The organism is Asaia sp. SF2.1 (assembly GCF_000505765.1).
GTDB classification, from domain to species: domain Bacteria; phylum Pseudomonadota; class Alphaproteobacteria; order Acetobacterales; family Acetobacteraceae; genus Asaia; species Asaia bogorensis.
On sequence record NZ_AYXS01000001.1, the window covers coordinates 272,821 to 295,081 of the forward strand.

General features: G+C 59.2%; 19 protein-coding genes. 5 read left to right on the plus strand and 14 right to left on the minus strand.

Translation table 11 applies throughout. The features are described 5' to 3' along the window. Positions 1 to 76 precede the first annotated feature (76 nt). Entirely contained in the window at positions 77 to 1,357 is a 1,281-nt protein-coding gene (gene eno / locus P792_RS21865; RefSeq protein ID WP_023977385.1) for a phosphopyruvate hydratase, read from the plus strand. A gap of 130 nt (positions 1,358 to 1,487) precedes the next feature. After that, positions 1,488 to 1,817, plus strand: a complete 330-nt coding sequence (locus P792_RS21870) for a septum formation initiator family protein (RefSeq protein WP_023977386.1) — start codon at positions 1,488 to 1,490, stop codon at positions 1,815 to 1,817. A gap of 394 nt (positions 1,818 to 2,211) precedes the next feature. Here P792_RS21870 and rpmG read toward each other — a convergent pair whose 3' ends face one another. Beyond that, complete coding sequence (gene rpmG, locus P792_RS21875) at positions 2,212 to 2,379, minus strand: 50S ribosomal protein L33 (protein WP_023977387.1); 168 nt, start codon at positions 2,377 to 2,379, stop codon at positions 2,212 to 2,214. Between the two features lie 236 nt (positions 2,380 to 2,615). Between rpmG and lexA the strand changes: the two genes are divergently transcribed. Continuing rightward, positions 2,616 to 3,335 carry a transcriptional repressor LexA gene (gene lexA, locus P792_RS0117635; protein WP_031239903.1) on the plus strand — a complete coding sequence of 240 codons (720 nt, stop codon included), beginning with the start codon at positions 2,616 to 2,618 and terminating at the stop codon, positions 3,333 to 3,335. Between the two features lie 959 nt (positions 3,336 to 4,294). Here lexA and P792_RS21880 read toward each other — a convergent pair. The 4 genes from P792_RS21880 to P792_RS0117640 form a co-directional block, all read right to left on the minus strand. Next, positions 4,295 to 4,819, minus strand: coding sequence for a hypothetical protein (locus tag P792_RS21880; RefSeq protein ID WP_235075364.1), 525 nt, complete (start codon positions 4,817 to 4,819; stop codon positions 4,295 to 4,297). Between the two features lie 120 nt (positions 4,820 to 4,939). Continuing rightward, positions 4,940 to 5,545 carry a CDP-diacylglycerol--glycerol-3-phosphate 3-phosphatidyltransferase gene (gene pgsA / locus P792_RS21885; protein WP_023977390.1) on the minus strand — a complete coding sequence of 202 codons (606 nt, stop codon included), beginning with the start codon at positions 5,543 to 5,545 and terminating at the stop codon, positions 4,940 to 4,942. Positions 5,546 to 5,645: 100 nt separating this feature from the next. After that, positions 5,646 to 7,553 (minus strand): excinuclease ABC subunit UvrC, encoded by a 1,908-nt coding sequence (gene uvrC / locus P792_RS21890; RefSeq protein WP_023977391.1) that lies wholly within the window; start codon positions 7,551 to 7,553, stop codon positions 5,646 to 5,648. 298 nt (positions 7,554 to 7,851) lie between these two features. After that, positions 7,852 to 8,841 (minus strand): dipeptidase, encoded by a 990-nt coding sequence (locus tag P792_RS0117640; RefSeq protein WP_031239906.1) that lies wholly within the window; start codon positions 8,839 to 8,841, stop codon positions 7,852 to 7,854. A gap of 78 nt (positions 8,842 to 8,919) precedes the next feature. Here P792_RS0117640 and P792_RS21895 point away from each other — a divergent pair, with 78 nt between their 5' ends. Beyond that, the gene (locus P792_RS21895; protein WP_023977392.1) at positions 8,920 to 9,723 is read left to right on the plus strand and encodes an exodeoxyribonuclease III; all 804 of its coding nucleotides are present in this window, start codon (positions 8,920 to 8,922) and stop codon (positions 9,721 to 9,723) included. Between the two features lie 141 nt (positions 9,724 to 9,864). Here the strand turns inward: P792_RS21895 and P792_RS21900 are convergent, their stop codons facing one another. After that, on the minus strand, positions 9,865 to 10,584 hold the full coding sequence (locus tag P792_RS21900) for a response regulator transcription factor (RefSeq protein ID WP_023977393.1): 720 nt from the start codon (positions 10,582 to 10,584) through the stop codon (positions 9,865 to 9,867). A gap of 201 nt (positions 10,585 to 10,785) precedes the next feature. Between P792_RS21900 and P792_RS21905 the strand changes: the two genes are divergently transcribed. After that, positions 10,786 to 11,289, plus strand: a complete 504-nt coding sequence (locus P792_RS21905) for a L,D-transpeptidase (RefSeq protein WP_023977394.1) — start codon at positions 10,786 to 10,788, stop codon at positions 11,287 to 11,289. A 37-nt stretch (positions 11,290 to 11,326) separates the two neighbouring features. Here P792_RS21905 and P792_RS21910 read toward each other — a convergent pair whose 3' ends face one another. The 8 genes from P792_RS21910 to rpsT form a co-directional block, all read right to left on the minus strand. Continuing rightward, a complete protein-coding gene (locus P792_RS21910) occupies positions 11,327 to 13,180 on the minus strand; it encodes a sodium:proton antiporter (RefSeq protein ID WP_023977395.1) in 1,854 nt (617 codons plus the stop codon). Positions 13,181 to 13,231: 51 nt separating this feature from the next. Beyond that, positions 13,232 to 14,524, minus strand: a complete 1,293-nt coding sequence (locus tag P792_RS21915) for an RsmB/NOP family class I SAM-dependent RNA methyltransferase (RefSeq protein WP_023977396.1) — start codon at positions 14,522 to 14,524, stop codon at positions 13,232 to 13,234. 23 nt (positions 14,525 to 14,547) lie between these two features. Continuing rightward, complete coding sequence (gene guaB / locus P792_RS21920) at positions 14,548 to 16,056, minus strand: IMP dehydrogenase (protein WP_051395765.1); 1,509 nt, start codon at positions 16,054 to 16,056, stop codon at positions 14,548 to 14,550. Between the two features lie 252 nt (positions 16,057 to 16,308). Beyond that, positions 16,309 to 17,457, minus strand: coding sequence for a hypothetical protein (locus P792_RS21925; RefSeq protein WP_023977398.1), 1,149 nt, complete (start codon positions 17,455 to 17,457; stop codon positions 16,309 to 16,311). Between the two features lie 423 nt (positions 17,458 to 17,880). Next, on the minus strand, positions 17,881 to 18,987 hold the full coding sequence (gene recF, locus P792_RS21930; protein ID WP_023977399.1) for a DNA replication/repair protein RecF: 1,107 nt from the start codon (positions 18,985 to 18,987) through the stop codon (positions 17,881 to 17,883). A gap of 20 nt (positions 18,988 to 19,007) precedes the next feature. Then, positions 19,008 to 20,132, minus strand: coding sequence for a DNA polymerase III subunit beta (gene dnaN, locus P792_RS21935; RefSeq protein WP_023977400.1), 1,125 nt, complete (start codon positions 20,130 to 20,132; stop codon positions 19,008 to 19,010). Positions 20,133 to 20,202: 70 nt separating this feature from the next. Continuing rightward, positions 20,203 to 21,648, minus strand: a complete 1,446-nt coding sequence (gene dnaA / locus P792_RS21940) for a chromosomal replication initiator protein DnaA (protein ID WP_081866777.1) — start codon at positions 21,646 to 21,648, stop codon at positions 20,203 to 20,205. A gap of 249 nt (positions 21,649 to 21,897) precedes the next feature. Next, complete coding sequence (gene rpsT / locus P792_RS21945; protein ID WP_023977402.1) at positions 21,898 to 22,167, minus strand: 30S ribosomal protein S20; 270 nt, start codon at positions 22,165 to 22,167, stop codon at positions 21,898 to 21,900. Positions 22,168 to 22,261: the final 94 nt, after the last annotated feature.

The window sequence follows — 22,261 nt, forward strand, 5'->3', positions numbered from 1 at the left end:
AACGCCAGTTGACAGCGCCGGTGTCTCGACGCCTTGTGATGCCCGAAGTTCGAACGTTCAAACAGGGAGCCCCCAAATGAGCGCCATTATTGATATCATTGCTCGCGAGATTCTGGATAGCCGTGGCAATCCGACTGTAGAAGTCGAGGTTGAACTGTCCTCGGGTGCCAAGGGCCGCGCTGCTGTTCCGTCCGGTGCCTCCACCGGTGCCCATGAGGCTGTCGAGCTGCGTGACGGCGACAAGTCGCGTTATGGTGGCAAGGGCGTTCTCAAAGCTGCTGCCTTCGCTGAAGGCGAGATCCTTGACGCCCTGCAGGGCGCCGAATCGTCGGATCAGATCGCCATCGACGAAGCCATGATCGAGCTGGACGGCACGCCGAACAAGGCGCGTCTGGGTGCCAACTCGATCCTCGCCGTCTCGCTAGCGACCGCCAAGGCGACCGCGCTTGAGCTGGATATCCCGCTCTATCGCTATGTCGGTGGCGTTTTCGCGCACACCCTGCCCGTGCCGATGATGAACATCGTCAATGGTGGTCAGCATGCCGATAACCCCATCGACATCCAGGAATTCATGATCCAGCCGGTCGGCGCACCGACGATCATGGACGCCGTGCGTATGGGATCGGAAATCTTCGCGCACCTGAAGAAGAACCTGCATGCAGCGGGCCACAACACCAATGTCGGTGATGAAGGCGGCTTTGCTCCGGGTCTGAAGTCGGCAGACGAAGCGCTTGGCTTCATCTCGAAGTCGGTCGAAGGTGCTGGTTACCGCCTCGGTGAAGACGTTACCTTCGCGCTTGATTGTGCTGCCACCGAATTCTATCGCGATGGCCGCTACAAGATGGACGGTGAAGGCCGCGATCTCGACTCTTCGGGCATGATCGACTACCTGGCCGATCTCGCAGCACGTTACCCGATCGTCTCGATCGAAGACGGCCTTGCAGAAGACGACTGGGAAGGCTGGGCAGAGCTGACCGCCAAGCTTGGCCACAAGCTGCAGCTCGTCGGGGACGACCTGTTCGTGACCAACACCGAGCGTCTGGTGCGTGGCATCGAGAGCAACACGGCCAATGCCCTGTTGGTTAAGGTCAACCAGATCGGCACGCTGACCGAAACGCTCCGCGCCATGGAAACCGCGCATCGCGCCGGCTACAAGTGCGTCATGAGCCATCGCTCGGGTGAGACTGAAGATTCGATCATCGCTGATCTCGCCGTGGCGACTAATTGCGGTCAGATCAAGACGGGCTCGCTGTCCCGCTCGGATCGCACGGCAAAGTACAATCAGCTGATCCGCATTGAAAACGAGCTGGCAACCGCCGCCCGTTACGCAGGCCGCTCGATCCTCCCACGCGCCTGAGCCTTTTTGCACTACGCAAGCATGGGGGAGAGAGTCATTCTCTCCCTCATTGCGTTTACACGATTGTCAGCGATCGCAAGCTGAGGCTAGTCTAGCTCAGGCTGGTTGTGACTGGATTGATGGAGTTCCCGTGCAGATCGTTCGTGCTATCCGTCGTTTTGTACGTGCCGTTGTCCCTCCGGCTCTGTTTCTCGGTCTCACAGCCTATTTCGGCTGGAACGCGCTTCAGGGCGACCACGGAATCAAGGCCTATCACCAGCAGCTCAATCTGATGGATCAGGCGCTTCAGGCCCAGAAAGATGCGGACGCTGAACAAGCCGTCTGGAAGCGTCGTATCGGCAGCCTGAACGAGCGCGCCCTGGACGCCGATATGCTGGATGAGCGCTCACGCGCCATGCTGAATCTGGCCCGCAATGGCGATACGGTCATTCCGTATGGCCCGCACGAAAAGCTTTACTGAAAGCCACCACATACGGGTTTCTTCTGCCGGGTCGTTCGTGACAACACGCCGAACAGCGCAGGTCCTGTCATGCTCTCGCCCTCGGGCTGGAATGACCGTGCATCTCGGCTCAACGAACGCCCACGTGCCCGTATCAAACACGGCGGCCTTACCCAACGACCTGCATGCACTTCTACCGTATCGTTGCCGAAATATGCATCGGCAACCTTGCTCGTAAAAGGGTGCTCCCCAACTTCCCTTTTTGGATACCGGTCATCAAGCCGGAACAGGCGTCGACTGGGTGAGTCACGGCCTCGCATGAAACCTGCACCGCCCCTCTCCCCGATCGACAGCGAGCAGGCACAAAAAAAGCGGCCCGAAGGCCGCTTTTCTTTTCCGTGAGCGTCAGCCGATCTTACTTGATCTTGGCTTCGCGGAACGCAACATGCTTGCGGACGACGGGGTCGTACTTGCGCACTTCCATCTTGCCGGTCGCCGAGCGGGCGTTCTTCTTGGTGACGTAGAAATATCCGGTATCCGCGGTCGAAACGAGACGGATCTGGATGACGTTGGTCTTGGCCATTGGGTCCTCGCAAACTGATCTGTCGCTGCGCGCGACATGAACGGCAGCGTTTTCAAGCTGGGCGCATAAATGCTTCTATTACGCCTGCGGGTCAAGTGTTTCCGCTCGAACGGTGGATAATTTTTGATGTTCCGGGGAAAAAATCTTGAAGTGATCGAACCAAGAACTTAATAAGAACATTGTGATTCCGGGCAGTTACGGTCGAGTGCCGCCCCCGCCACGGAGAGAGGGACCCCATGCTGACACGCAAGCAACACCAGCTCCTGCTTTATATCGACGGCTATCTGAAGCGGACAGGATTTTCGCCTTCTTTTGACGAAATGAAGGAGGCGCTCGAACTCCGATCCAAATCCGGCATTCACCGGCTGATTTCAGCACTTGAGGAGCGTGGATTCCTGCGGCGCCATCATCACCGGGCCCGTGCGCTTGAAATACTGCGTCTGCCTGTCACTGAGGCGCAGCCTGTGACGGCCGTGACGAGTGATACTCTCGTAGAATCTGGTCCTTTTCCCCGCCTTGCTCACAGTCAGGCGAAGCCGCTGGCCTCCAGCTTGGCTGACTCGCAGAGTTCTGTCGTGGGTGTGCCGCTCTATGGCCGTATCGCCGCCGGCTTGCCAATCGAGGCATTCCGCGATCAGGGAGAGCAGATTGATATCCCCGCGGCGCAACTCACTAACGGGCAGCATTACGCCCTGCATGTGTCAGGTGATTCGATGATCGAGGCTGGCATCCTCGACGGTGATATCGTCATCATTCGCCAGGCCGAGACGGCGGAGAACGGCAAGATCGTTGTGGCGCTGGTGGATAGTCAGGAGGTGACACTCAAACGCCTGCGCCAGAAGGGCCAGTCGATTGCTCTGGAGCCTGCCAATTCCGCCTATGAGACGCAGATATTCCCGCAAAGCCGTGTCCGCATCCAGGGCGTACTGATCGGGCTTTACCGTCAGTACAACTGACCGTTCTCATAACCGCCCGGCCCCTTAGCGATGTCTGCCTTCCGACCCTGACAAGAAAGGGCTTCGGTCCAGGATAAGTGTACATCGCTCCAGACTTCGAACAGAGATATGGCGGGTAATCATGAAGTCTTGCGGGCTCAGGAGGCGTGCATTTGCTGAAGGGCCAGGGTCGCGTCAGGCCTCGTGGGGCAACGCGGGGCGCGCACCGGTGTCGGGGTGGAGGAACTTCGATGCAGAGATCTCTGCCCTCCTGCTGAAGTAAAGCTTTGAGCGTGGCCAGGTGCGCGGAAACTAAGCAGGATATGGCGGCAAGGCCTCTCGCAATAACGTAGGTGCGGCAACTTAACGGGTTCGTCGCAATCTTTCGCTGCGCCATGGAGCGCTTTGTTAGCACCAAGCGCCAGCGCAGCCTTTCGCCACAGTGGATGAAGTTCAGTGTGTCACCGTCAGGCGGAGGCGTACTTCTTTTGATAGTCAGTAGCCTTAGCCCATCAGGGTCCGAGTATTTTACCAGACGTTACCCAGCAAAAAAACAACGTCTCACCCATCTATTCCGCCGAATTACTTCTGATCGCAGGAAGGGACTCTCGCGAGGAGCTTCCGAGCTTATTGGGCCGAACCATCCGTCTGGCACCCCTACCGCATGCCGCCGCGAAGACTCGGCCCTTCCCAGCATCATGGCCAACCCGAAGTAATACTGAATGGAGAGGCAATTTCTGATCTTTGCGAGTGGTCCGATGTCGCCGTATCGCCCTGTGATTGACGCAGCAGGTTTATGGCCCGCCCCAGTCGTTGAGTTGTCTGATCACTCTCTGAGCCGCGCTGAACTATGCCGGGAGTTCGCAATTGTTGCCGACCGGGGCGCACTCTACAGGCCATAAATCCAGCATGTGGCAACCCTCACTCGACCTGCCCTGTTTCTTACCTGGAGATCACCCAGGGTCAGGCCGATTGTCCGGTCAGTGAGCCGCCTTATCCTTAGTGACGCGCACAGAGCCATCCGGCGATATTAGCGTGCTTGTTCCGTCACCATTCGGGATCACGATGGTGCCGCTATGGCTCGGAGCAAGATATTTGTGAGCATTATCCTCAACCGAGGAAGAGAGCGACGGGCGAGACGCAGAGCGAACGCCATTCACGACGCCATCATGTTCACCCATCTCGATGGTGCCTCCGTCACCGAGCTGGATGCTGCTCCCATTACTCGCACCATGGCTTTTCGTCATGGAGCCGAAGTAGCTGTTGGTGTCTGCCAGAGCATCCCGCAGGCCGTTAGGCGAGGCCTCGACGTCGCGCAAGGTAGGCAAGGGTTGCGGAGCACCGGGCCAGACATTTCCGTTTTCGGGCAGTAGCGGCATCGCCATGTAGGCGTGCCCGCGCACCTTCTCCATATTCTCCGAAATGCCCTCCGGCATGTTTGGATTGGCACCCGGCAAGGTGGCCGTGTCATGGAGGGATTTCCCGAGACCGGAACAGCCACTCAACAAAACTGGGATCGCTAAAAGAGCGGCCTTTCTCATCATCTACTCCAGGGATGTCTTTGCGCCCCTTTTAAGACGCCCCTGACGACAATGCCAGATACAGAACATGTATAGCGCACAATACTAGTGCGTGAGTTTGGCTGAAGAACCGTTTGTGCCGGTTCCAAGCATTTTTGCGAGACCGGTTACCAGATAGCCCCACCCACTCATCACCGTCGGTACCACCGAAACCCAGAGCATCACTGCACCAAGATGAGTAAAGGAAATCGCACCGAGCCCGATCTGTCGAGGCATGACGTCCCCAGCCAGCAGGCAGCCGATCGCGACCATCTGGATGCCTGTTTTCCACTTCGCGAGGCGGGTCGAAGGGAGTGTTGCGCGCTGACTGGCCATGAATTCGCGCAGACCACTTACCATGATCTCCCGCACTAGAATGATAATCGCTGCAAACAAGGCACCGTCCACCAGCCTGCCATACCCCGCCAGAGCGAGCAGCAGGGCCCCCACGAGCAGCTTGTCCGCAATCGGGTCCATCATGCGACCCAGTTCCGACCCCTGTTTCCAGCGACGCGCCAGCATCCCGTCCAAGTAGTCGGTGATGCAAGCCGCGATATACAGCACGCAGGCAATCCCGTCCGTCCAAGCATTATTGAACGCAATCAGGGCGATCAGCACCGGGATCGACGCGATACGCAGCAGGGTCAGGATATTGGGCAGATCTGTCAGCATGAATCTTTCCCGGAGCTGCCTTCAAGTCAGAAAACACATGGAGATGAAATTACGCACCATGATAGGACGCTCATGGTGGTTCTTCATAGCTTCTCGCGCATCATTGCGGGTGAAAAAACTCGTAAATCGTGCGGGCAGTCTCTGAATTGATTCCCGATACCGACACGAGCTCTTCCAGACTGGCGCTACGGACGCCACGCACCGAGCCGAACCGCGTCAGAAGGGCGCGTTTGCGCACGGCACCAACACCCGGCACGCTATCGAGCTCCGACACCTTGATGGCCTTGCTACGCCCTGCCCTGTGCGTTGTGATGGCGAAGCGGTGCGCTTCATCCCGCAGGCGCTGAAGGTAGTAAAGAACCGGATCATTCGGCGGCAACTGGAATGGCGCGCGCCTCTCCTGAAAGAACCACTCACGCCCCGCATCGCGGTCCGGCCCTTTGGCAATGGCCACGATAGGAATATCGCGCACATTCAGATCTTCCAGAACGGCCCGGACAGCATTGAACTGCCCCAGCCCACCATCGATCAGCAGGAGATCAGGCCAGTCTTCCGGGCGGGCCTCCGGTGATTCGGGATCACGTCGGCCAAAGCGCCGCTCCATCACCTCACGCATCATGCCAAAATCGTCACCCGGCGTGACTGGCCCCTTGATGGCAAACTTGCGGTAGGCGCGCTTGACGAACCCTTCCGGCCCGCCCACGACCATAACACCATAAGCATGCTGCCCCATGATGTGTGAGTTATCATAGGTCTCGATCCGCTTCGGCGGCTCTGCCAGCCCGAAGACGCCCGCCACACCGTTGAGCAGCTTGCTGACACCAGCGCTCTCTGCCAGTCGCCGCTCGAGTGCTTCGCGGGCATTGGTTTCGGCGTGACGAACCACGTCGCGCCTCTCGCCACGCTGTGGCTGAAGCAATTCCACCTTGCGCCCGCGCTTGAGACTCAGTGCCTCTGAGACAAGGTCGAGCTCCGAAGGGTCGCTGTTGAGCAGGATCTGGGGTGGCGGGGGTTTGTCGTCATAGAACTGCAGCAGGAAGGCTGCGAGAATATCTGCCGCACTCTCCTCCTCCGCATGATCAGGGAAGAATGCCCGATTTCCATTGTTACGGGAATTACGGATGAAGAAAACTTGGATACAGGTCCGTCCCGCCTCCTGCCAGAGCGCGATGATATCAGCATCGCCAATCGAGGCCGGGTTGATAATCCCCGATTCCTGCATGCTGGAGAACCCACGGATACGATCGCGTATGGCCGCTGCACGCTCAAATTCGAGCGCTTCAGAGGCTCTCTCCATCTCCTCGACAAGCGTCCTGTGCACATCCGTGCTCTTGCCTGAGAGGAACTGTTTCGTCTCATCCACCAGCTCGGCATATTGCCCCGGTGTCACCCTGTCCACGCAGGGTGCGGAACACCGACGGATCTGGAACAGCAGGCAAGGTCGTGTGCGTGACGATAAGACGGCATCGCTGCAGGAACGCAGCAGAAAACTGCGCTGGATCAGGTTCAGCGTCTGGTTGACGGCCCAGGCTGAGGCAAACGGGCCCCAATAGGTGGCATTCTTGACCGGGCGGCCACGCTGCTTGGTAATCTGCGGAAATTCATGCCCCTCGGTCAGCATGATCCAGGGATAGGATTTGTCATCGCGCAGGAGGATGTTGAAGCGTGGCTTCATCTTCTTGATGTAGTTGGCCTCAAGAAGCAGCGCCTCGGCCTCGGTGCGCGTCGTCACGATCTCCATCGATCGTGTAAGGCTCACCATACGACGTAGCCGCTCCGGCAACTGATTGAGCCGGAGATAGGACGACACACGTTTCTTGAGGCTTAGCGCCTTGCCAACATACAGCACCTCGCCCTTCTCTCCCAGCATGCGATAGACGCCGGGCGTGAACGGAATGGTTTTCAGTGCTTCTCTTATAGCCTCTGCACCCTCCTTCCGCGCTGGCCGGTCAGCAGTACCGACAGCCTGATCGTCGTGGACAGAGGGGTCAGTTTGCGTGGTCTTCATGACAGGATACCATTGCCACGGCTGAGCACAAGTTCATCCACGGAACATGTGGATAAGTCTGTGGGGCATCGCGTGACAAATTGATGACGGGCGCAGTTTGGCGCGCTTTGCGACGCTTTGCCTAATTTTTGGGCATTTAATGCTAAGGTGTTGAAAATCAACAATTTTGCCTATCCGGATCGAAGAAACAGCGCCAAGACGTTGGAAATACAGGGAGTCAATCCCGGAACTGCCCTGAAAGTGGACAAATTTCCGGGCTGCTTCGGCTAGAACGATCCTGTTTTGTTCGAAGTTGCCTTCAGACCCGCTCAGCCTGCGCAAGAACGCGCAGGAAATTGCCGCCCCATATCTTCGCCAGTTCGGCGTCGCTGAACCCCTGTTCGACCAGCGCCTCGGTCACCGCCGGGGATTGTCCAGCATCGGCCCAGCCCTGAATGCGTCCGCCACCATCAAAATCGGAGGACACCCCCACATGCTCCACGCCAATCAGGTCCGCAACATAGCGCACGTGACGCGCCAGTTCGGCAACACCCGCCTTGCCGGTGGCAGCGGGAACGAGAAACGAGGACATGGCCGTGATCTGGATCACACCACCCGTGTCACGCAACCGCAGAAGCTGCTCGTCATCCAGGTTGCGTGGATGGTCGCAAAGGGCGCGGGCACAGGAATGGCTCGCCACGATCGGCACAGCCGAAATTTCAGTCGCCTGCATCATGGTCGTCTTTGCCGCATGGGAGACATCCACCACGATCCCATGTGCGTTCATCAAGGCAACCGCTTCGCGTCCCAGGGGGGAAAGTCCGTGATGAAGGCTTTTGTCGTTCCCCAGAGGAGGCAGGGGAATGGCAGCATCCGCCAGATCGTTATGTCCGTTATGGGTGAGCGTCATATACCGCACGCCCAGTGCCGCCAACGCACTGATGCGGGAGAGGTCACCACCCACCGCATGACCGTTCTCTACTGCGGGCACGATGGCGACATTGCCCCCTGAGACCGCTTCTTTGATCGCGGATGCCGTCCGGCAAACCACAACGCCGGGTCCTGAAAGGCCGTTGATCACAGTGAGCATGGCGTGGGCCCGCTCCCAGGCAGCCTGCCGCTCTGCCGGCTCGAGCACAGTCTGTGGGATATAGGCGGCCAGACAGACAGCCTTGAGACCGCCCTCACGCAGCTTTGGCAGATCGACCTGGCGATCAGGTGACCCGGTGGCGAAATCGCCCCGGTCGGGCCACGGAATATCAATGTGAGAGTCGAGCGTCAGGAGAGACTTGTGAATCGCAGGTGTCATGCCTGTTTAAATGGTTTATTGCAGCCGCACAGCAAGAGGCTTTGCTGCACTTCCTGCCAAATTGAAGGACACTGCGCCATGCGGCTGATGACGTGGAATATCAATTCGTTGCGCTTGAGGCTGCCCCTGCTTCAGCGCCTTGGCGAGGAACAGGCACCCGATATCATCTGCCTTCAGGAGACAAAGGTCCCAGACGCGTTGTTTCCGGCGGCCCCCTTGCGTGAGCTCGGCTACGCTCATCAGCATTTTCTGGGCATGAAGGGATATAACGGGGTCGCGATTCTCTCGCGCCATCCCATCAGGCCGGTCGAAGCGACGCCCGACTGGTGCGGCAAGAGCGATACACGACATATCGGTGTCGTCATCGACACCACAACCGGCCCTGTCATGCTCCATGATTTCTATGTCCCAGCGGGTGGCGACATTCCCGATCCGGCGGTCAACGACAAATTTGCCCATAAACTGGCTTTTCTCGATGAGGTGACAGCCTGGTTTCGTGAAAACCCGCCGATACGGTCCATCGTGGTTGGTGACCTGAATATTGCCCCGCTCGAACATGACGTATGGAGCCACAAACAGCTTTCGACCGTGGTGAGTCATACGCCACCCGAGATCGAACGGCTCAATGCCTGGGCGGCGACCGGGTTTGTTGACGCCATGAGGCTGGTCGTCCCGCCCCAGGAGAAACTCTATACGTGGTGGTCCTATCGCAATCGCGACTGGAAGCTTTCAAACCGGGGGCGGCGCCTCGACCATGTATGGATGACGCCAGATCTGCAGCCAGCACTCAAGAACCTCAACGTGTTGAGAGACGTCAGAGACTGGGACAGCCCATCGGATCATGTCCCGGTAGTGTTCGATCTCGATCTGTCTGCCGCATGACCCCAGGATAACCGGTCGGGCCTCCCTCGCGACGGGGAGGCCCCTCGCATGGCACAGCCCGCGCCCCACCAGAGCGTTAAACAAAAACCCCGGCCTTTGCAGGACCGGGGTTTTGAATCGCGTGTTATGCAGACAGGACTCTCAGCCCATCAGCACATCACTGCCTTCCGGGTTGAGGCGATAACCACCGCCCTCGGTCAGCAGCAGCGATGCGTTTGCCGGATCAGGCTCGATTTTCTGACGCAGACGATAGATATGCGTCTCAAGCGTATGGGTCGTGACAGCTGCGTTATAGCCCCAGACCTCGTTGAGGAGCACCTGACGGGCAATCGGACGATGCCCGGCACGATACAGATATTTCAGGATCGCGGCTTCCTTCTCCGTCAGGCGAATACGGCGGTTCTTGGCCGGTTCCTGAAGAATCTTGGAGGAAGGACGAAACAGATACGGCCCGATCGGGAAAACGGCATCCTCGCTGTTTTCAAACAGACGAAGCTGGGCACGCAGGCGAGCCAGCAACTCGGCAATACGGAACGGCTTGGCCACGTAGTCATTCGCGCCCGCATCCAGACCACGCACCACATCGGCTTCGTCGTCCGAGCCAGTCAGAATGATGATCGGCATGCGAATACCCTGACGGCGAAGCTCGGCGCAGAAATCGCGGCCATCGCCATCGGGAAGCGTCACATCGAGCAGGATCGCATCGACACGGACATCGGGAACGCCGAGTTTTTCCTTGGCATCGGCAACAGATACTGCCTGGATCGGTTCGAACTCGCCTTCGAGCTTGAGCTGTTCGACCAGGAGTTGGCGAAGCGTATCGTCATCGTCAACAATAAGGACAGGACGCGGACCAGGCATGTATAACCTTCTCTCTCCAGCTGGGGACGACACCCCTGAGCCAAGACCTGACTTCTCAAGGAAGAAAGACCCTTGTTTTGACTGTGAGCCTTACACGGATATCGTGATAACGCCAATCCGATCAGACGCCTCCCCTGGCGTGATACCGGCCTTTAGACGGTAATTACTCATAAATTAATGTTCAGACGTGAGGTTTGTGACATGACTGTCATCCTGCGACACGCAAACGGGTCTCGCGCGACCCTTTTCCTTGAAGGAGAGCCCCTCCCCGCCATGATCGGCGGGGCTGGCACAAGACAGGAGAAGAGCGAAGGCGACATGGCAACGCCAATCGGCTTCCTTCCATTCAGGCACGTCTTCTATCGGGCTGATCGCGTTGAGAGACCTGTCACCGCGTTACGCATCGAGGCACTCGCGCCGAATGATGGCTGGTGCGATGACCCAACTCACCCTGACTACAACCGGCAGATCACGCTGCCTCACCCGGCGCGACATGAGAAGCTGTGGCGCGAGGATCATTGCTACGATCTATGCGTCGTACTGGGATGGAATGACAGCCCGGCTGTTCCGGGCCGCGGCTCGGCCATCTTCCTGCACCTGCCCCCCACCAGCGGCGCGACGGAGGGCTGTATCGCCCTCGAGGAACGCCTGCTGCGCCGGATTATTGCCTCTGGTCATGCTGGCATCGAAGTCCGACCGGACTAGGGCGTGTTACGGCGCTGCTTATCACAGGGCCGAAACGTCATGCAGGTAGCGGCGTCCGTTCGACTGGTACGGCAACGGGCTCCGCCTCGGCTGGCGGCGCAGGGGGTGTCATGAAGACCAGCATGTCGCCAATGGCGGGACTGACGGGGAACTCATCTTCCGCCGAGCGTATCGTGATGGACTGGCCGCGACGTATCGACAGGAAATCGAGACGGTTCGACACGGCGCCGAAGCTTGCCGCGCTCGCCTCGTCGGCCATCGCCGTTGCGAACCGCCACCCCTTGTCAAACAGCATGTCGATCAGGGTGAAGTTCCATGAGGGATCACCCAGCAGTTTGCCTCGGGCATCGCGTGAGAGGCCGTGATAGAAATCGAGGCGCGCCACGCCGGGGCTGATCTGGAACACGCGCTGACGTCCCATATGGGGCGCCATATGGGCACAGACCAGCCCGTTATAAATGGCATCCGCCGTGGTGGAGATCAGATAATCCGCCGGACGCTCCTCTAGGGCTTCTTCGCCGTACTGTGACAGCAGTTCAGCCCTCAGGACCGGCACGCCCTGACGCATGGCGGAGATAAGCGTGTTGGAGCGGTTATCGACCAGAAGGGTCGGAATACCGTTCTTGCTCAGGCATTTCGCGAGATCGATCGACCAGGGTGAGGCCCCGACAATGGCAAGGGCCGGTTCGTTGGACAGGGTGAGCTTGAGATAGCGGGCGATCGGCCGGAGGGAGAAGCCGTGAAAGATCATGGTTCCGCCGATAATGGCGAACACGGCGGGCATGATCAGATCGGCGCTGTGATACCCGGCATCGGTCATACGATACCCCGCGGCGCCAGCCACAGCGGCGGCCACAATACCGCGCGGCGCGATCCAGGCGACGAACAGCCTCTCCTGCCATTTGAGCCCCGTCCCGATGGTGGAGAGGAAAATGGCAAGCGGCCGCACGCCGAACATGACAGCGGCGGTCAGCAGGCAGATTGGCAGGGATAGATGCGCCAGCACCTCGCGATGCAGATCGGCGGTCAGCATGATGAACAGCACGGCCACCACCAGAACCACCAGAGATTCCTTCATGCGTCGCAGTTCAGACAGGCCGGGAACATGCAGATTGGTGAGCGCCATCCCGAAGACGGTCGCACCCACAAGGCCTGCGCCTTCCATGCTCATGTTGCAGATGCTGAAAATCAGCAGCGCCAGCGTGAGCAGCAGAGGCGTCTTGAGCGGCTCTGGCATGAGGTCGCGCACAAACAGATACCGCACCAGATAAGCCGGCAGGATACCGACAGCGAGGGATTCCGCCGTCGAAGCCAGAAGATCGGGCAGAACCGTGGTGAGAAAGACATCCGTGCCAATCGGCACGCGTGTCGCCACCACCTGCAACACGACGGCCGCCAAAATGGCGCCAATCGGGTCATTGATGATGGCTTCCCAGCGCAGAAAGGCGGCGACACGGGGTTGCAGCTTGTTATGTCGCAGCAATGGCAGCACAACTGTCGGGCCGGTAACGGTAATGATGGCACCAAACAGCGCCGCCACTCCCCATTCCATATGCGCGATGTAATGCGCTGCCGACCAGCCCAGAACCCAGGAAATAGGCAGAGCCAGCATGGTCAGGCGCGTCACCCCCTCGCCTGCCTCGCGCAGCTGGCGGAAGTCGAGGAGCAAGCCGCCCTCGAACACGATGATGGCAACCAGAAGGGACACAAGCGGGCGGAAAATCCATCCGAGAGCCGCCGAGGGATGAAGTATCCCGAGCCCCGGCCCGAAAATGAGGCCAAGGGCAAAAAGGAGCACAATGGCGGGAAGGCGGAACTTCCACGCCACCCATTGCGCCCCGATCCCGGCCCCCAGTGTCAGAAGCAGCCCGACAAACATTGCTAGCGCCATGATAACCCGTTCACCCCTGCCCGGTCGTATGATGAGACGATCTGGAAAACCTTAGCCGGCCCTGCGCTGGAGCACGGCAGCAAAGAAGCCGTCCGTCTCATCGCGCAAGGGGGTCAGGGCAAAACCGGATTCACCGCGCAGCTTTTCGGGAAGCATGTCACCCCCCGCAGCGACACGCTCAAACTGGTCATTGCGCGCCAGGAACGCAGCAACCTGCGCTTCGTTTTCCTCGGCCAGCAGCGAGCAGGTTGCATAGACCAGACGCCCGCCGGGTTTGACCAGTGTCGAGGCGCGATCAAGAATATCGGCCTGCTTGGCCTGCAATTCGATGATATCCTGCTCCACGAGCCGGATACGGGCATCAGGGTTACGGCGCCAAGTCCCTGTGCCTGAACAGGGGGCATCCACCAGCACACGATCAAAGGCGCCGGCACGGCGCTTGACCCACTTATCGCCGCTGGTCAGCAGATGACGTTCAACATTATGGACGCCCGCACGACGCAGACGCTTGACCGCGCCCTCAAGCCGGGGTGCCGATACGTCACAGGCTACGATCTGGCCCTTGTTCTCCATGCCCATGGCGATAGCAAGCGTCTTGCCACCCGCGCCTGCACAGAAATCGACAACGCGCTCGCCCGGCTTCGCATCGAGCGTTCCGACGATGAGCTGGCTTCCCTCATCCTGTATCTCGATGATGCCTTCACGGAAGCTCTGCGTGGCAGTCACGTTCTGGCGCCCCGGCAGGCGGAGGCCCCAGGGAGAAAGCGGTGTGGGTGACGCTTGGATCTGCTCGTTTCTGAGCGCGCGGATGGCTTCGTCGCGATGTCCCTTGAGCAGGTTCACGCGCAAATCGAGCGGGGCCGCGTTGTCGAGCGCAGCCATCTCCGCCTCCAGCGTCTCGCCGAAAGCGCGCTTGAGATAGGGCTGAAGCCAGTCAGGATATTCCAGACGCACCGGCTGGGGCATGTCGGGGTGATTGAGCTCCCGCCCGCCGAGGGCAGCCAGGGCGGCATCCTCACGTGATGTCAGATGTGACTGGGCAAAGCGCTCGCCGTTGAACAGATTGCGCACAGTGCCGATTTCCTCACCGCCCAGAATGAGCGACGCCGCACAGAGCGTGCGGGGTGACGGGCCACCGGGGATGTCGCGTAGATGCCAGTGCAGGCGGCGCCACTGCCGCAGCACATCCCATATGCGAGCGGAGATGACCCGACGATCACCACCACCGATGTAGCGGCGCTCGCGGAAATAGTTATTGGCCGTTGCATCGGCGGGACGGCGGGGAGCAGCCTCGATGGCGCAAAGCAGATCGATGGCAGCAGAAAGTCTGGCGGCGGGAGTCATGCTCCCGCGCTTACAAGTTTTTGTCAGTCCTGGCGATAGTTAGGTGCTTCGCGCGTGATGGTCACGTCATGGACGTGGCTTTCGCGCAGACCAGCATTGGTGATGCGCCGGAACCGCGTACGCACCTGCAGATCGGCCACTGTGGCCGAGCCGGTATAGCCCATGCCCGCCTTCAGGCCACCCACGAGCTGATGCACCACGGCCGCCATGCTGCCCTTGTAAGGCACCTGACCCTCGATCCCTTCCGGCACGAGCTTGAGCGAGTCCTTGACCTCGGCCTGGAAATAGCGATCGGCCGACCCACGCGCCATGGCCCCCAGCGAGCCCATGCCACGATACGCCTTGTAGGAGCGTCCCTGATGCAGGAACACCTCGCCCGGGCTTTCCTCACAACCGGCCAGCAGCGAACCGATCATGACCACATCCGCCCCGGCACCAATGGCCTTGACGATATCGCCCGAGGTGCGGATGCCACCATCGGCAATAGCGAAGATACCGGCTTCGTGGCAGGCGGCTGACGTTTCCATGACGGCTGAGAACTGCGGCACACCTACACCAGCCACAACGCGCGTGGTGCAGATCGAGCCAGGACCGATACCGACCTTGACGCAATCGGCGCCAACATTGGCCAGAGCAAGGGCAGCCTCCGGAGTGGCGACATTGCCAGCAATAACCTGAATACCGGCATGGCGGGATTTCAGGGTGGCCACCGTGTCGAGCACACCGCGCGAATGACCATGCGCGGTATCAACAATCACGATATCCACGCCAGCCGAGACCAGTGCTTCGGCACGGGCCAGCCCGTCGGCACCAACACCGATAGCGGCGGCGCAACGCAGGCGGCCAAACTGATCCTTGATTGCGAGGGGATGAGCCTCGGCCTTGTCCATATCCTTGACCGTGATCAGACCGATGCAGCGGTTCTGGTCATCCACCACCAGCAGCTTCTCGATGCGATGGCGGTGCAGCAGATCCTGAGCCACAGCCGCATCAGCCCCGTGACGGACGGTCACGAGGTTTTCGCGCGTCATCATGTCGCGCACGGGCGTGTTCAGATCACTCGTGAAACGCATGTCGCGATTGGTGAGAATACCAACCAGTTCACCGCTGCCCGGCAGCACAACCGGCAGACCGCTGATGCCATGCTGGGCCATGATGGCATGCACATCGCGCAGGGTCTGCTCAGGCCCGACCGTGACAGGGTTTACAACCATGCCGGATTCGAAGCGCTTGACGCGGCGCACATGCTCCGCCTGTTCCTCGACGGACAGGTTCTTGTGGATCACGCCCATGCCGCCCTGCTGCGCCATGGCAATGGCCATCGCATCCTCGGTCACGGTATCCATGGCCGAGGACAAAAGCGGAATATTCAGTTCGATCGACCGCGTAAGGCGGGTGCGCGTGGAAGCCTGGGCAGGCAGCACGTCCGATGCGGCAGGCTCAACCAGCACGTCATCGAAAGCCAGGGCTTCGCGGATGCGGTCATGAGACACGCTGCGCGAGGCAAAGTCACCAACCCGTTCGCCAGCCATTCCGGTTGGTGTTTCATTGGTCGTGGTCATGTGCCGCAGCCTCCCCGCATATCAATCAGGAAAGCCCGCGGCTTTCCCACCGTTGGCGCGTCCTCTTAGACCAAAGCGGTCCGTGTTGAAAACAGGAGAATGCGCGAGCCTTTGCAAATTTAACCTGTTTGCCATCCACGACACAGCATGCCGACAGCACTATCGACGGCGCACCAGCCTCGATTCAACGTTGATGATTTATTGTCGTGAGCCGGGCCAGGTTCAGGCTGCTGCGATGGCACCGACCGGCGAAGCCTCGCCACGAAGAAAGTCCCGGATCGTCTGTGCGGCTCGGAATGAGGCGCCGCGTCGGGGCTGCGAGCCGAAAGTCTCCTGTATGACGCGTTCCTGACGCGCCCTGTAAAGCACGTGACGCGATTCCGCCTGCGCCAGTGCCTGATAGATGTCCTCCGGGCGCTCCACCACGTCCCCTAATGTCCAGTGACGAAAATGCGGATTGTTCCGCCACGCCACCCCATGGGGGTTGAGAAAAACACAGGGTCGCGGGGTGATCAGGAACTCGTAAACCTGGGAGCTGACATCACCGATATAGAGTGACGCCCGCGCGGTGTGGGTCATATCGAGCATTGAGGAAGAAGCTGTATCGAGCCGCACCCTTCCTCCCACAACTTTCTCAAACTGCCGGCGCCGCCGCCCAAAGTCCTTGTGAAAAATCTTCACATGGGGTGCAACAAGCAGGTCGTATCGGTCGAGACGATTAACGGCCTCCGCAAGCGGCGCGAGATAATCCCGATAGGACGAAAGTCCCTTTTTGTAATGGGGATTGTAGAGGGCCAGTGGTCTAGCGCTGCTTTCCGAGCCACGAACGATCCGATCACCATTGACCGCATCGAATTTCGGGTAGCCGATGATGCGGGTCTGTGCTGCCGTCGCAAGCTTTTTGGCGAGAAACGCCTCAGCGATTTTAGGTCCGGAAACAAGAGAGAGATCAAACTGGCGGATAAGGTGCTCGTCATTGACCTCACGATCGCCCGCACCATGCTGGATCAGGATCAGAGCGGGTCGTCTAAGCCCCATTTCACGCAGTAACCCGGCCGAGTATTCTGTCGCGACAACGGCATCGAAGGCCTCCAGCTGAGCGACGTTGGCGCGCATGACGACTTCACGCTCAGAGTCCAGACGGCGAAGACGGCGTAGCAGCGAGGCTCGTGCGGGCACCCTAAGGGTGCCGCGAACAATATGACCACCCAGCTGGTTCGTCTCACGTATACGATCGAGATGCTGCGCGGTCTCGGGGAAGCTGACGAATTCCGTCACCTCGACATTGGGAAGCTGCGACAGGGCAGAGGAAACAGCGGCTACGTGATAGCATTGATAGGGCTCAGCCACGTAAAGGAACGCTATTTTCATCCGGGGCCTCAACTCCTGCAGCTTGGACAATACAGGCCCGTCATACGCGAGAATTTCATAACAATGAGTAACAATGTAATTCTCGAATTGTCCAGATTGTGGCGCTTAAAGGCGAACTGAGGCAGGACGCCCAAGATCGAACGTGAATTCTCCGGATAAATCGCACGTTACGCTGCATTATATGAAAGTTATCGGCGCTTTATCTCACCCACATGAAGTATCATGTTCTATTTTACATAGTCGGCTCATATTGTGCTTCATAATGACATCAAAAACCGGCATCTGGATTATGTCATGAAGCGACGCGACAATGACATCCGCTTTTATTGTTACAATTGCCGGATTGCGCATTTGTCGGAAACGACAATTATGAAACGAAGCCTCACTCACCTGTTACAATTCAGTGACAAAATAACCACCTCATCAGGCGGAGAACCGACCGGCGGTCACGCAACGATAGTCCACCCCGTCCCCCAGCGCCGCGAACTGCTCGCGATCCGTCCCGGTAAGGAACACCTCAAAGGCCTGATCACGCAGATAACCGAGTAAGCCCTCCCGTCGCCGGGAATCGAGATGAACTAGAGGTTCATCAAGCAGAATAAATGGGGCTCGGCCTGTCCGAGATGCTGTCAAACCGGCATGGTTGAGAATGACATGAACCAGCATGGCCTTTTGCTGACCACTGCTGGACAGGGCTGCCGATCGACCACTGGCGGCGTCCTGAAGGCCAAAATCGGTCCTGTGCGCGCCGACACTCGTGGTACTGCGCTGCGCGTCTTCGCTGCGCGCTGCAGCCAGTTTCCCCCGCAGGCCATCCTCAACCAGAAGCGCTGGCCTGCGATGCAGTTCAGCCGCAATCTCGCACTCCAGCGCCACCCGTGCGATGGGAAACCCCGTGTCATCTGTAAGCGCAGTCGCGTTCATCGCATCGACAAGAGCCATGCGCGATGCGGTCAGCGCCACCGCATGGCGCGCGATACTGTCCTCGAGGGCATCGAGCCAGCTTTTCTGATCCGGACGAGTCGCGAGAAGCCGGTTGCGTTGGGTTACGGCACGCTCATGCGCTGCGCTCTCGCGCGCATGATTGGGATCGAGGGCCAGTACAAGGCGGTCGAAGAACCGTCGTCTCCCGGAAGCCGGGTCGCTGAACAGGCGGTCCATCTGTGGGGTCAACCATGTGACTGCGCAGTAGGGTGCAATCTGCCCCTGATTGCGGATCACCTCGTTATTAAGACGGAAAACACGTCTGACCGGATTAGCCGGGTCGGTACCGGTGGCGAGGTCCATGCCCTCACCCGCCACATCATTCAGGCGGGCCACAACGCCCCATGGGCCACCATCCTGGCGCTGGATCTGGGCGTTGGAAGCTGCCCTCAATCCACGCCCTGGGGCAAGAAGCGAGAGCGCCTCAAGCAGATTGGTCTTGCCCGCCCCGTTCTCACCCGTGAGCACAACGAGGCGGCTTTGCGGCGTCCAGACCAGACGCTCGTAATTGCGAAAATTCGTGAGAACGAGCCTGTTGATACGCAAGAAGGCGGCCCGCTCCCTGATCAGACGCGCATGGGCATCAGCACGTAAAGTGCTGTCGGCAGATTGGTATCACGCACAAGGGTCGGCGCCGCACTGTCAGCGAAGGCAAACTCGGCCTCGACGTCGATCTGGTCTGTGATGTCATTGAGATAACGCGCCTGAAAGCCGATTTCCAGCGTCGGGCCATCATAGGATACGCTTGTCTCGTCCAGTTCTTCCTTGGCCATGCCCTGATCCGGACTGATGGCGGAAAGGGTCAGCAGGTTTGTCTGCACCGCAAGCTTGACCGGGCGCGAGCGCTCCTGACTGATCGCCGCGACACGGGCTACAGCGTCTGCGAACGCCTGCTTGTTCACCTTCAGGAAACGGTCATTGTTTTTGGGAATGACGCGCTCATATTCCGGGAACGTTCCGTCAATCAGCTTCGAGGTCAGCATCACAGCGCCAACGCGAAACTGGATGCGGGTATCGGACAGGCTGACCTGCACCGTGCCAGCGCCCTCATCGAGAAGCTTGCGGAGTTCGGCCACGGTCTTGCGCGGAATAATGACGCCCGGCATATCGGCGGCCCCGGCGGGCAGATCAGTCTCGACGCGGGCCAGACGATGGCCATCCGTTGCGACGGCACGCAGCTTGCTCGTCTCGCCATCCTTCGCGACATGGAAATAGATGCCGTTGAGGTAGTAGCGCGTTTCTTCGGTCGAGATAGCGAAGCGGGTACGATCGACCAGCCCACGCAGCACCGCAGCCGGGATGGAGAATTCGCAGGGCAGATCACCGGCGACCATTGAGGGAAAATCTTCAACGGGAAGCACATTCAGGCTGGTAGCATAACGTCCGGCGCGCAGCGCCAGCGGGGCATCACCGCCACCGTGATCAAGCTCGACCACCGAGCCGTCCGGCAGCTTGCGCACGATCTCGTAAAGCACACTGGCCGGAGCCGTCACTGCACCGTCACGGGCGCCTTCGGCAGCTACTTCCTCGACGACCGCAATTTCCATGTCGGTAGCGGTCAGACGCAGAAGGTTGCCCTCGATGGAGAGCATGACATTGGCCAGGATGGGGATCGTGTTGCGCTTTTCCGCAACGCTCTGGATATGGGCAAGGGCACGGATCAGCGTTGTGCGGTCAGCCTGGAATTTCATATGATCGTAGACCCTCGAACACCCGAAAAACAAAAAAACAGTCTAGCAGAGCCGCTTGCCGCGGCAAAGATCAGCCCTCGAGCATACGACGCAGCAATTCCACGTCTTCTGCAAAGGCCACATCACGCTCCATCAGTTCCTGCACGCGCGAAACAGCATGCATGACCGTTGTATGGTCACGGTTGCCGAATTTACGGCCGATTTCCGGCAGGGAGCGGCTGGTAAGCTGCTTGGCAAGGAACATGGCGACCTGACGCGGTCTTGCCACAGCGCGTGCGCGACGCGCCGACGACATATCGGTCAGGCGGATATTCCAGTGCTCCGACACCTTGCGCTGGATCTCCTCAATGGTCACACGACGATCATGCGCCTTGAGAATGTCATGGAGCACGTCCTGCGTGCTTTCCAGCGTGACAGGGCGGCCAAAAAGATTGGCGTGGGCAATCAAGCGATTGAGGGCCCCCTCAAGCTCACGCACATTCGAGGTGATCTTGTGGGCCAGGAATTCGAGCACCTTGGCAGGGACCGCAACACCCGAGGCAAGCGCTTTTGCTTCCAGAATGGAGATACGCAGCTCGAACGTTGTCGCGTGGATATCGGCCACCATACCGCAACCCAGGCGGGTACGCAGGCGATCCTCCAGCCCCGAAAGGTCGGAGGGCGACTTGTCGGCGCTGACCACAATCTGACGTCCTGCATCGACCAGGGCATTGAACGTATGGAAGAACTCTTCCTGCGTATTGTCCTTGCCGATCAGGAACTGCAAATCGTCAATCATGAGCACATCGACCGAGCGTAGCTGCTCCTTGAATTCCATCGTCGATTGCGAGCGAATGGCCGCAATGAAGCGGTACATGAATTTCTCGGCCGACATATAGGCGACCGAGACACGCCCGCCACTTGTCAGTTCCGAACCAATGGCGTGCATCAGGTGCGTCTTGCCCAGACCGACACCGCCATAGAGAAAAAGCGGGTTGAACCCTGGGCTGGACGGCTTTTCAGCCACACGGCGGGCACAGGCATAGGCAAACTCGTTGGGCTTGCCCACAACGAAGCTGTCGAAGGTAAAGCGCGGATCGAGTGGCGCTGCCAGATCGTGTCGCGCGTCCTGCACAGCGACAGCCGGAGCCGCAGGGGCCTCGATCTCGACCACTGGAGCCGCAGCCTCGACGGCAACCGGCGTTGCAAGCCCATCGCCAACGCGCTGGACCTGAAGCTCAACGCGGTGAACGGCGCGGCTCTCGTTACGCCATAGCTCTTGCAGGCGGTCGCCATACTGGCCACGCACCCAGTCACGCAGAAAGCGCGTTGGCAGAAAGAGGGTTATTTCATCCTCTTCCAGCGGGCCAAGCACAATCTGCTGCAGCCAGGTGCGGTACTCAACGTCACCGACCTCGACACGCAGTCTTTCGCGTACCTTGACCCATTGGGAAGCAAGGACAGGATCGGTTCCACTGGTGCAGGAAACCGTTTCCGTCACTGTAGGAAGATCCGTATGAGACCCTTCGTCTGCCATCACTCCCCCGAGTTGTAACAAAAGACACGACAGGAGCCATCACGTGCAATGAGGCATGACCTTCCTGATCCCCGGCTAAAGGGCGGACAGAATAGGGCAAACAGCGCGCGACAGGCAAGCTTAACCGGATGTCATAAAGCGGGACGACCGGCGAAAAAAAAGAACGGATATGGTCGCGTGACCACACCCGTTCTTTCTGTAGGCTCAGACCGGGGAGTGCCTCGGAAGAGGTACCACCCTGTTATCTGATCAGGCCGAAGCCAGAGCCTTGATGCGAGCCGAGAGGCGCGACAGCTTGCGGCTGACGGTGTTGGCAGCGAGAACGCCCTTGCCAACAGCGCGCTGCATTTCCGGCTGGGCAGCACGCAGAGCGTCGTTTGCAGCAGCCTTGTCACCCGAAAGGATGGCGCTCTCGACCTTCTTCACGAAGGTACGGACGCGGGACATGCGGGAAACGTTACGCTCACGGCGACGCTCGTTCTGACGGATGCGCTTGCGCGCAGAGGCGGTGTTAGCCATTTCTACTCTTCAGCCCTGTTCTGTTCGGCTTGTTAGGTCGTCTTGCAACGACAATAAAGCATACCGGCCAATCATCTCTAAAAGAGACGCAGAG